Source organism: Streptomyces hygroscopicus subsp. hygroscopicus, from assembly GCF_001553455.1.
Classification (GTDB): Bacteria; Actinomycetota; Actinomycetes; order Streptomycetales; family Streptomycetaceae; genus Streptomyces; species Streptomyces hygroscopicus.
In genome coordinates, this window is record NZ_BBOX01000513.1 from 1 (window position 1) to 10,841 (window position 10,841).

Sequence of the window (10,841 nt, forward strand, 5' to 3'; positions counted from 1 at the left end):
CTGCCGCCCCGGGCGCCCCGGCGCCACCGCCCCGGGCGCCACCGGCACCCACTCCTGGGTGGACGACATCGCCGCGCGCCTCGACGCCGAAGGCGTCCCCGTCCACCGGCCCGAGCTCGGCGTGCTCGTCGCCGCCGTGCCCGCGGACGCGCGGGAGCGGGCCACGGCGGCGGACGCCGTGGCCGCGGTGGACGACGAGCGGGTGCGGCTGCGCGCCGCCGTGAAGTCGCGGGACGGGTTCTTCACGACCTTCTGCATCAGCCCCTACTCCCGCTACATCGCCCGCTGGTGCGCGCGGCGCGGGCTGACCCCCAACCAGGTCACCACCGCGTCCCTGCTCACCGCCCTCATCGCGGCGGCCTGCGCCGCCACCGGCACCCGGCCCGGGTTCGTCTCGGCCGGTGTGCTGCTGATCGCCTCGTTCGTGCTCGACTGCACCGACGGGCAGCTGGCCCGCTACTCGCTGCAGTACTCCACGCTCGGCGCCTGGCTGGACGCCACGTTCGACCGGGCCAAGGAGTACGCCTATTACGCGGGCCTCGCCCTCGGCGCCGCCCGCGCCGGCGGCGGTGACGACGTATGGGCGCTCGCGCTCGGCGCGATGGTGCTCCAGACCTGCCGCCACGTCGTGGACTTCGCCTTCAACGAGGCCAACCACGACGCCACCGGCAACACCAGCCCCACCGCCGCCCTCTCCGGCCGCCTCGACAGCGTCGGCTGGACGGTCTGGGCGCGTCGCATGATCGTGCTGCCCATCGGGGAGCGCTGGGCGATGATCGCCGTGCTCACCGCGTTCACCACCCCCCGTATCACCTTCTACGCGCTGCTCGTCGGCTGTGCGCTGGCCGCCTGCTACACCACCGCGGGCCGGGTGCTGCGCTCGCTCACCCGCCGGGCGGAGCGCAGCGACCGGGCGGTCCGCGCCCTCGCGGAGCTGACGGACTCCGGTCCGCTCGCCGAGGCGGTCGCCAAGGCCGCGGCCCGCGGGGCGGGTTCGTTCCTCGCCCCGCTCTCGGCCGTCCTCGGGGCCGCGGCCGTGCTGGCCAGCACCGCGGCCGGCGGTTTCGGCTCCTGGCTGCCGGTCGGCTGCGCGGTGCTGTACGCGGTCCTGGCGGGCGTCGCCGTGGCCGCGCCCCTCAAGGGCCCGCTCGACTGGCTGGTGCCGCCGCTCTTCCGCGCCGCCGAATACGGCACCATCCTGATCCTGGCGGCCCGCTCGGAGGTGAACGGCGCCTTGCCGGCGGCTTTCGGGCTGGTTGCGGCGGTCGCCTACCATCACTACGACACGGTGTACCGCATCCGCGGCGGCACCGGGGCACCCCCGCACCGGCTGGTGCGGGCGATCGGCGGGCACGAGGGGCGGACGGTGCTGGTCACGGCCGCCGCTGCCCTGCTGCACGACCAGAACCAAGATTTCACCATCGCGTTGACCGCTCTCGCGGCGGCCCTCGCGCTGGCGGTGCTCATCGAGAGCATCCGCTTCTGGGTGTCCTCCGGAGCACCCGCAGTACACGACGAAACAGGAGAACCCGCATGATCGGCCTCGTGCTCGCGGCCGGCGCCGGACGGCGTCTGCGTCCCTACACCGACACCCTGCCCAAGGCCCTGGTGCCCGTCGACGGCGAGACGACCGTCCTCGACCTGACCCTCGGCAACTTCGCGGAGGTCGGTCTGACCGAGGTCGCGATCGTCGTCGGCTACCGCAAGGAGGCCGTGTACGAGCGCAAGGAGGCCCTGGAGCAGCGTTACGGCCTCAAGCTCACGCTGATCGACAACGACAAGGCCGAGGAGTGGAACAACGCCTACTCCCTGTGGTGCGCCCGGGACGCGATCCAGCACACCGTGATCCTGGCCAACGGCGACACCGTGCACCCGGTCTCGGTCGAGAAGACCCTGCTGGCCGCACGCGGCAACGGCCAGAAGATCATCCTCGCGCTGGACACGGTCAAGCAGCTCGCCGACGAGGAGATGAAGGTCGTCGCCGACCCCGACAAGGGCGTTCAGAAGATCACCAAGCTGATGGACCCGGCCGAGGCGACCGGTGAGTACATCGGCGTCACCCTGATCGAGGGGGAGGCCGCCGCCGACCTCGCGGACGCGCTGAAGACCACCTTCGAGCGCGACCCCGACCTCTACTACGAGGACGGCTACCAGGAGCTGGTCAATCGCGGCTTCAAGGTCGACGTGGCCCCGATCGGCGACGTCAAGTGGGTCGAGATCGACAACCACGACGACCTGGCGAAGGGCCGTGAGATCGCGTGCCAGTACTGACGAGGCTCATCCCCTCGCCGCTCGTCGTCGACATCCGCGCGGGCGCCCTGGACGATCTCGCGGGGGTCCTCGCCGACCAGCGGATCTCCTCCTCCGGCAAGCTGGCCATCGCCATCAGCGGCGGCTCCGGCGCCCTGCTGCGCGAGCGGCTGGCGCCGGCGCTGCCGGGCGCGACCTGGTACGAGGTCGGCGGCGGCACCCTGGATGACGCGATCAAACTCGCCGACGCCATGAAGTCGGGCCACTACGACGCGGTCGTGGGGCTGGGCGGTGGGAAGATCATCGACTGTGCGAAGTTCGCCGCGGCGCGCATCGGCCTTCCGCTGGTCGCCGTCGCCACCAACCTCTCGCACGACGGTCTGTGCTCGCCGGTCGCGACCCTCGACAACGACGCGGGCCGCGGCTCGTACGGGGTGCCCAACCCGATCGCCGTGGTCATCGACCTCGATGTGATCCGTGAGGCGCCGGTCCGCTTCGTCCGCTCCGGCATCGGCGACGCGCTCTCCAACATCTCCGCGGTCGCGGACTGGGAGCTGTCCAACCGGGAGACGGGCGAGCAGATCGACGGGCTCGCCGCCGCGATGGCGCGCCAGGCCGGCGAGGCCGTGCTGCGCCACCCCGGCGGGGTCGGCGACGACGCCTTCCTCCAGGTGCTGGCCGAGGGGCTGGTGCTCACCGGCATCTCCATGTCGGTCGCGGGGGACTCCCGTCCGGCGTCCGGTGCCTGCCACGAGATCAACCACGCCTTCGACCTCCTCTTCCCCAAGCGCGCCGCCAGCCACGGCGAGCAGTGCGGCCTGGCCGCGGCCTTCGCGATGCATCTGCGCGGGGCGCCGGAGCAGTCGGCGCACATGGCCGAGGTGCTGCACCGGCACGGTCTGCCCGTGCTGCCCGAGGAGATCGGCTTCACCGTGGACGAGTTCGTCCAGGTCGTGGAGTTCGCTCCGAAGACGCGCCCCGGCCGTTACACGATCCTCGAGCACCTCGACCTCTCTTCCGACGCGATCAGGGACGCATACGCCGACCATGCCAAAGCAGTCAGTCAAGCCATCAGTGGCTGAACTCCGCCCGGTCGTCCACCCCGAGGGGGTGAAGGACCGGCGGAGCGGTGAGCACTGGGCCGGGCGCCTGTACATGCGCGAGATCTCGCTGCGCTGCGACCGGCACCTGGTGAACACGAGGGTCACGCCCAACCAGCTGACGTATCTGATGACCGTCTTCGGCGTCCTCGCCGCCCCGGCCCTGCTGGTGCCGGGGATCGCGGGTGCCGTGCTCGGGGTGGTCATGGTCCAGCTCTACCTGCTGCTGGACTGCGTGGACGGCGAGATAGCCCGCTGGAAGAAGCAGTTCTCGCTGAGCGGTGTGTATCTGGACCGGGTCGGCGCCTACCTGTGCGACGCCGCGGTGCTCGTCGGCTTCGGTCTGCGCGCCGCCGACCTGTGGGGCTCCGGCCGGATCGACTGGCTGTGGGCGTTCCTCGGCACCCTCGCCGCGCTCGGCGCCGTCCTGATCAAGGCCGAGACCGACCTGGTCGGGGTCGCCCGGCACCAGGGCGGTCTGCCACCGGTCAAGGAGGCGGCCGCCGAGCCGCGCTCGTCCGGTGTGGCGCTGGCCCGCCGGGCGGCCTCGGCGCTGAAGTTCCACCGGCTGGTCCTCGGGGTCGAGGCGTCACTGCTCGTCCTCGTGGTGGCGGTGGTGGACCAGGTGCGCGGCGACCTGTTCTTCACCCGGCTGGGCGTTGCCGTACTGGCCGGTATCGCCCTGCTGCAAACCCTTCTTCACCTCGTGTCCATCCTCGCGTCGAGCAGGCTCAAGTGAGCGTGAGCAGTATGAAGGTCGGAGCGGTCGTTCTCACCATGGGCAATCGCCCCGAGGAGCTGCGCGCACTCCTGGACTCGGTCGCCAAGCAGGACGGCGACCCGGTCGAGGTGGTCGTCGTGGGCAACGGCTCGCCGCTGCCCCCGCTCCCCGACGGCGTCCGGACCGTCGAGCTGCCCGAGAACGTGGGCATCCCGGCGGGCCGCAACGTCGGCATCGAGGCGTTCGGACCCGGCGGGTCGGACGTCGATGTGCTGATGTTCCTCGACGACGACGGGCTGCTGCCGGGCACCGACACGGCCGAGCTGTGCCGGCAGGCGTTCGCCGCCGATCCGGAGCTCGGCATCATCTCGTTCCGCATCGCCGACCCCGACACGGGGGTCACCCAGCGTCGCCATGTGCCCCGGCTGCGCGCCTCCGACCCGCTGCGGTCCTCCCGGGTGACCACCTTCCTGGGCGGCGCCAACGCGGTCCGTACCACGGTGTTCCAGCAGGTCGGCGGGTTGCCCGACGACTTCTTCTACGCACATGAGGAGACCGACCTGGCCTGGCGGGCGCTGGACGCCGGCTGGATGATCGACTACCGCTCGGACATGGTGCTGCACCATCCGACCACCGCGCCGAGCAGGCACGCGGTCTACCACCGCATGGTGGCCCGCAACCGGGTATGGCTGGCCCGGCGTAACCTTCCTGCCCTGCTCGTGCCCGTCTACCTGGGCGTCTGGCTGCTGCTCACACTGGCCAGGCGTCCTTCGAAAACCGCACTTCGGGCCTGGTTCGGAGGGTTCAGGGAAGGCTGGAAGACACCATGTGGTCCACGCCGGCCCATGAAGTGGCGTACGGTATGGCGCCTGACCCGACTGGGCCGACCTCCTGTCATCTGACAAGCTCGTATCGAAGAGCATCGGGCGCGACCCGGGGCGCGGCCCCGCTCAGCGCACCCTGAAGACGAAAGTGTCAACTGTGAGCGAGACTACGCACGACGGTGCGGTAGCCGTGAGTGCCCCGCCATCAGCCGACGACGGCCTCTCCCCGGCCGAGCTGGCGCGGAAGTACGGGCTGTCGGTGAGCGGCGCCCGGGTGGGCCTCGGCGAGTACATCCGCCAGATGTGGGGCAGGCGTCACTTCATCCTGGCCTTTTCGCAGGCCAAGCTCACCGCCCAGTACAGCCAGGCCAAACTCGGCCAGCTGTGGCAGGTGGTGACCCCGCTGCTCAACGCCGCGGTGTACTTCTTCATCTTCGGCCTGCTGCTGGGCGGCAGGGGCGGTATGGAGAACGACATGTACATCCCGTTCCTGGTGACGGGTGTGTTCGTCTTCACGTTCTCGCAGGCGTCCGCGATGGCCGGGGTGCGGGCGATCTCGGGCAACCTGGGGCTGGTCCGGGCGCTGCACTTCCCGCGCGCCTCGCTCCCCATCTCCTTCGCGCTCCAGCAGCTCCAGCAACTGCTCTTCTCGATGATCGTGCTGGTCATCGTGTTGCTGGGGTTCGGGCACTTCCCGGACTTCGCATGGGTGCTGGTTATTCCGGCCCTCGCGCTGCAGTTCGTCTTCAACACCGGTCTGGCCCTGATCCTGGCCCGGATGGGGGCGAAGACCCCGGACCTGGCGCAGTTGCTGCCGTTCCTCCTGCGAACCTGGATGTACGCCTCCGGGGTGATGTACCCGCTGGAACACATGCTGAAGAAGGCGGGGGCGCACACCTGGGTGTCCGACGTCCTGCTGGCCAACCCGGCGGCGGTGTACATGGACCTGATGCGGTACGCCCTGATCAACGACTATCCCTCGTCGAACCTGCCGCCGCATGTCTGGGCGCTCGCACTGGGGTGGGCGGTACTGATCGGCGCCGGCGGGTTCGTGTACTTCTGGAAGGCAGAGGAGCAGTACGGCCGTGGCTGAGCAAACCCTTGACAAAACCGCCAAAGCGGACAAAGCGGCCAAGGCGGAGAAGGCCGACAAGGCGGGCGGGGCGGCCCAGGCGGCCCCCGGTCAGGCGCGGGTGCCCACCGTCATCGCCGACGACGTGCACATCGTCTACCGCGTCAACGGCGGCCCCAAGGGGCGGGGCAGCGCCACCGCCGCCCTCAGCCGCATCCTGCGCCGCAAGGGCTCCCCGGGCATGCGCGAGGTGCACGCCGTGCGCGGGGTCACCTTCGTGGCGTACCGGGGCGAGTCGATCGGTCTGATCGGGTCCAACGGCTCCGGCAAGTCGACCCTCCTCAAGGCCGTCGCGGGGCTGCTGCCCACCGAGCGCGGCAAGGTCTACACCGACGGCCAGCCGTCGCTGCTCGGTGTGAACGCCGCGCTGATGAACGACCTCACCGGTGAGCGGAACGTCATCCTCGGCGGTCTGGCCATGGGGATGTCGCGGGAACAGATCCGAGAGCGCTACCAGGACATCGTGGACTTCTCGGGCATCAACGAGAAGGGCGACTTCATCACCCTGCCGATGCGGACCTACTCCTCCGGTATGGCCGCCCGGCTGCGCTTCTCCATCGCCGCGGCCAAGGACCACGATGTGCTGATGATCGACGAGGCGCTGGCCACCGGTGACCGGAAGTTCCAGAAGCGTTCCGAGGCCCGTATCCGGGAGCTGAGGAAGGACGCCGGAACGGTCTTCCTGGTCAGCCACAACAACAAGTCCATCCGGGACACCTGCGACCGGGTGCTGTGGCTGGAGAAGGGCGAGCTGCTGATGGACGGCCCGACCGACGAGGTCATCAAGGCGTACGAGAAGGAGACCGGCAAGTAGCGGCTCCACGAACGCGGTCCCCGCAGGACCGGTCCCTTACGGTTCATCAGGCCCCGCCGGGCACCCCGGCGGGGCTTCGCCGTCCACGGGGGTTCCCGGTCCGGGCCCCTTTCCCGGTTCCGTTCTCCGTTCCCCGTCCCGTTCCCGGTCTCCGTCCCCGGACGGGGCGGCCGGAGGCCGCCCGCGCCCCGTTGGCGGCGCTGCGCCGGGCCGCCGAGGTTTCGCCTGCCGGCGCCGTTCGGCGGTCCGTTACGCCGTCCCCGGCTGGGGCTCCGCCCTTTCCCGTCCGCCGGAAGGGTTGTACGGACGGTAAAAGAACCGTAAACGTCGTCGCGGGGGAGCGGAGGCGGGAGAGCCGCGGAAGCGGCCCGAGCGGAACCGCTTGGGATTCCCCCAGTATTTGCGTGGGCGGGGTGGGCGTGCCGGGTTCGAACGGGTCCTGGGTGCGGTCGAGTCCTGGATGCGGGCCTCTCTTCCCGGCCCCGGATCGGCGTCGGAAAAGGGAAGTGGAATTCCGGTCCGGGCCCGGTTCCGGCGCTTTTCCGAAAAGTGGTTCCGGGAAATCGGCCACGGTATCCCGGGGTGTTCCGGCCCCGGGATACCGCGGTGCGCGCCGCGTGCCGCACGTGAATCGGCCGGGTGGCAAAGACGCTGACGGGCCGTGGTGGCGGCCCCCCGAAAGCGTTTACCGCACAGCGCGGCCCAATGGCCCGTCAACGGTTCACCGGCCGCCGGGAAAAGGGCTCGCGGGCATTCTCCCCGAATGCCTGTCCGACGCATGTACGGACGCTCTCCCGTGCCCGAAGGTGACCCGGACGGAGTCCGCTGGGCCGTCCGGCGCAGCATCCCGCCGGATCTGTGGCAGGGTCAGGGGGCTAGCAGAGGAACCAGAGGCACTGTCGCCGCCGCTGTTCACTAAACGGAGGCGCTGTATCGTGTGCGTGTACGCCGGGTTGTCGAGCGGCGCAGCATCAGGGAGGGGGACGCGTGTCGCCAGGGGAAGCGCACGTCGCACCGTACTCACGGCGCGAGCGGCTGCGCATCGCGACCATCCGTGAAATCAAGGACGTCGCCCGGACGCTCCTGGTTCAGGAGGGCCCGGAAAATGTGACCATCCGGGCCATCGCACGTGAGATGGGCATGACCGCTCCGGCCGTCTACCGCTACTTCAGTAGCCGGGATGCGCTCATCCTTCAGCTGCGGGTGGACATTTTCGAGGAGATGGCCCGCTTCATGCGGGGGGTCCTCGGTCAGCACCCCGAGGAGGAGCCGGGCCGCCGGTGGATCAGCGGCGCGCGGGCGCTGCGCGTCTGGGCGATCAAGCACCCCCATGAGTTCGGGCTCATCCTCGGCCCGTGGGCCCCCGGGCTCGGCCGCGAGGAGACCAAGCCCGAGCGCCATATGAGCTGGGTCTTCGGCTCCGTCTACTCCGATCTGGTCGCCGACCTGTGGCGGGTTCGGGGCTTCCCCGCCCCCGCGGTCGAGGAGCTCGACCCCGGGCTCGCGCGCACGCTCACCGCGCTCAGCGAGGACCAGGACGTCGACATGCCCCCCGGGGCCATCGCCGTGATGCTCCGCTGTTGGGTGCGGCTGTACGGGGTGATCTCCATGGAGGCGCTCGGGCATATGTCCTTCGCGCTCTCCGAGGGCCAGCACTTCTTCGAGTTCGAGCTCCGCGACCTGTGCCGTGTGCTGGACATCTCCGAGTTCTACGAAGAGGTCGTCTGAGGCCGCTTAAAACCCCCGGGCACCGGCCCGGGGGCGCCCGCTGATCACCCGGCCGGGCCGCCTCGGAGGTCACATGGGGGTATCGCCCCGTACATGTGTACACCGGGAGGCGTAAGCTGTGGCAATGCCCATCCGGATCATGCCGGAGCCGGGTCCTTGTCCCCTGTTCGGGGGCCGGGGGCCGGAAGCCCGTTGACAAGACGGAGCGGCGTGTCCGGATCGGCCGACTCTGGCAACCGGTGTAGAACGGGGATGTGACGGCATTGGCTACACGGCCCATCTCCAGCGTTCCCGCGGGGCCCGGTCGCCGGGATCCACGTGGCGTCCTGGGGCTCGCGCGTACGCCTGGCTGTCCACGGTGACCGTGGAGGACGACCGCAGCGGGTCCCATACCACGTCGAGCAGCCGGAGCGGTGGGCAGGAAGCGGCGCGTGCCGTGCTCGACAAGGCCGCCCACGAGAACTTCCCCGTGGCCCCCTTCTTCCTGCCCCGCGCCTGGCGCACCGATCTGATGGCCGTCTACGGCTACGCCCGGCTGGTCGACGACATCGGTGACGGCGATCTGGCCCCCGGTGGCGCCGACGCCGAGCTGCTCGGGGTGGACCGGGAGCGGGCGGACGACGCCCTGGTGATGCTGGACGCGTTCGAGGCCGATCTCCGCCGGGTCTTCCAGCCCTCCGCGGAGCCGCGCCATCCGCTGCTGCGGGCGCTGCGCCCCACCGTCCGCCGCCACGGGCTCACCCCCGAACCCTTCCTCGGCCTGATCGAGGCCAACCGCCAGGACCAGCGGGTCCGGCGGTACGCCACCTACCAGGAGCTGCTCGACTACTGCGAGCTGTCCGCCAACCCGGTCGGACGGCTGGTCCTCGGCATCACCGGTACCACCAGCCCCGAGCGGATCCGCCTCTCGGACGCCATCTGCACCGCGCTCCAGGTCGTCGAGCACATCCAGGACGTGGCCGAGGACCTCCGCAGGGACCGGATCTATCTGCCGGCCGAGGACATGAAACGCTTCGGTGTGACCGAGGCCGACCTCGCCGCCCCCCGGGGCGGCGTACGGTTGCGCGCCCTGGTCGCGAGGGAAGCGGAACGCGCCGAAGCGCTGCTGAATGAAGGCACCCCCCTGGTGGGTAGCGTCCACGGCAGGCTCAAGGTGCTGCTCGCCGGATTCGTGGCCGGGGGGCGAGCCGCCTTGCGGGCGGTCGCGGCCGCGGGACATGACGTACTCCCTGGACCGCCCAGGCCCACCAAGCTCAGCCTGCTGCGCGAGGTGGGGGCGACACTGCGAAGAGAGGGGTGAGCCGGACCGTGAAGGGATCTCCGCACGCGTCCGCGCCAGTGCTCGCGGCGTACCGTTACTGCGAGGCCGTGACCGGACACCAGGCCCGTAACTTCGCCTACGGCATCAGGCTGCTGCCGACGGAGAAGCGCCATGCGATGTCGGCCCTGTACGCCTTCTCCCGCCGCATCGACGACATCGGGGACGGGCCCCTGAGCCCGGAGACCAAGCGCGCCCGGCTGGCCGACACCCGCGCCCTGCTGGACCGGGTGCGGGGCGGCGGGATCGAGGAGGACGACACCGACCCCGTCGCCGTCGCCCTCTCCCACACCGCGCACCGCTTCCCGATCCCGCTGGACGCGCTGGACGAGCTGATCGACGGCGTGCTGATGGACGTGGCCGGGCAGACCTACGAGACCTGGGACGACCTCAAGGTCTACTGCCGCTGTGTGGCGGGCGCCATCGGACGGCTGTCGCTCGGCGTCTTCGGGACCGCCCCCGGCACCGGCCCCCGCGAGGACGAGCTCGAACGCGCCCCGCACTACGCCGACACCCTCGGACTCGCCCTTCAGCTCACCAATATCCTGCGGGACGTGCGCGAGGACGCCGCCACCGGGCGCACCTACCTGCCCGCCGACGACCTCGCCAAATTCGGCTGCACCGCGGCGTTCCGCGCCTCCACCGCGCCGCCCGACGCCGATTTCACCGGTCTGGTCCACTTCGAGGTGCGGCGGGCCAGGGCGCTCTTCGACGAGGGGTTCCGGCTGCTGCCACTGCTGGACCGGCGCAGCGGCGCCTGCGTGTCCGCCATGGCGGGCATCTACCGCAGACTGCTCGCCCGGATCGCCCGGGACCCCACCGCCGTGCTGCGCGGCCGTGTCTCGCTGCCCGGACACGAGAAGGCGTACGTGGCGGTGCGCGGGCTGGCCGGGCTGGACGCCCGCGCCGTCGAGCGCCGCGGCCCCGGGAGGCCGGTGTGACCCACTCGACCCC

At 70.8% G+C, this 10,841-nt stretch carries 10 protein-coding genes; all 10 read left to right on the forward strand.

Annotated features, from left to right (window positions below; all coding sequences use genetic code 11):
• Window positions 1-1,537: DUF5941 domain-containing protein (locus AXW62_RS37645; RefSeq protein ID WP_060948333.1), on the forward strand; the 1,537-nt coding region annotated here is incomplete at its 5' end.
• Window positions 1,534-2,271, forward strand: a complete 738-nt coding sequence (locus AXW62_RS37650) for a phosphocholine cytidylyltransferase family protein (RefSeq protein WP_030840482.1) — start codon at window positions 1,534-1,536, stop codon at window positions 2,269-2,271. The genes AXW62_RS37645 and AXW62_RS37650, both read left to right, overlap by 4 nt.
• The gene (locus AXW62_RS37655; RefSeq protein WP_030840479.1) at window positions 2,259-3,332 is read left to right on the forward strand and encodes an iron-containing alcohol dehydrogenase family protein; all 1,074 of its coding nucleotides are present in this window, start codon (window positions 2,259-2,261) and stop codon (window positions 3,330-3,332) included. The genes AXW62_RS37650 and AXW62_RS37655 overlap by 13 nt, the downstream gene beginning before the upstream one ends.
• Window positions 3,298-4,089, forward strand: a complete 792-nt coding sequence (locus AXW62_RS37660; RefSeq protein ID WP_079115981.1) for a CDP-alcohol phosphatidyltransferase family protein — start codon at window positions 3,298-3,300, stop codon at window positions 4,087-4,089. Before AXW62_RS37655 ends, AXW62_RS37660 begins: the two co-directional genes overlap by 35 nt.
• A gap of 11 nt (window positions 4,090-4,100) precedes the next feature.
• Window positions 4,101-4,973 (forward strand): glycosyltransferase family 2 protein, encoded by an 873-nt coding sequence (locus AXW62_RS37665; RefSeq protein WP_060948335.1) that lies wholly within the window; start codon window positions 4,101-4,103, stop codon window positions 4,971-4,973.
• Window positions 4,974-5,052: 79 nt separating this feature from the next.
• Window positions 5,053-5,988, forward strand: a complete 936-nt coding sequence (locus tag AXW62_RS37670; protein WP_060948336.1) for an ABC transporter permease — start codon at window positions 5,053-5,055, stop codon at window positions 5,986-5,988.
• Window positions 5,981-6,841, forward strand: a complete 861-nt coding sequence (locus tag AXW62_RS37675; RefSeq protein ID WP_060948337.1) for an ABC transporter ATP-binding protein — start codon at window positions 5,981-5,983, stop codon at window positions 6,839-6,841. The genes AXW62_RS37670 and AXW62_RS37675 overlap by 8 nt, the downstream gene beginning before the upstream one ends.
• 987 nt (window positions 6,842-7,828) lie before the next feature.
• Window positions 7,829-8,569 carry a TetR/AcrR family transcriptional regulator gene (locus AXW62_RS37680; RefSeq protein ID WP_060948338.1) on the forward strand — a complete coding sequence of 247 codons (741 nt, stop codon included), beginning with the start codon at window positions 7,829-7,831 and terminating at the stop codon, window positions 8,567-8,569.
• 436 nt (window positions 8,570-9,005) lie between these two features.
• A complete protein-coding gene (gene hpnC, locus AXW62_RS37685; protein ID WP_060948339.1) occupies window positions 9,006-9,869 on the forward strand; it encodes a squalene synthase HpnC in 864 nt (287 codons plus the stop codon).
• Entirely contained in the window at window positions 9,866-10,828 is a 963-nt protein-coding gene (hpnD, locus tag AXW62_RS37690) for a presqualene diphosphate synthase HpnD (RefSeq protein ID WP_370682969.1), read from the forward strand. The genes hpnC and hpnD overlap by 4 nt, the downstream gene beginning before the upstream one ends.
• The last annotated feature ends 13 nt before the right edge of the window (window positions 10,829-10,841 follow it).

What these genes read in the sequence shown, in the direction of transcription:
- AXW62_RS37665 (WP_060948335.1), top strand. Translation starts at nt 4,101, where the DNA reads ATGAAGGTCGGAGCGGTCGTTCTCACCATGGGCAATCGCCCCGAGGAG.
- AXW62_RS37660 (WP_079115981.1), top strand. Translation starts at nt 3,298, where the DNA reads ATGCCAAAGCAGTCAGTCAAGCCATCAGTGGCTGAACTCCGCCCGGTC.
- AXW62_RS37650 (WP_030840482.1), top strand. Translation starts at nt 1,534, where the DNA reads ATGATCGGCCTCGTGCTCGCGGCCGGCGCCGGACGGCGTCTGCGTCCC.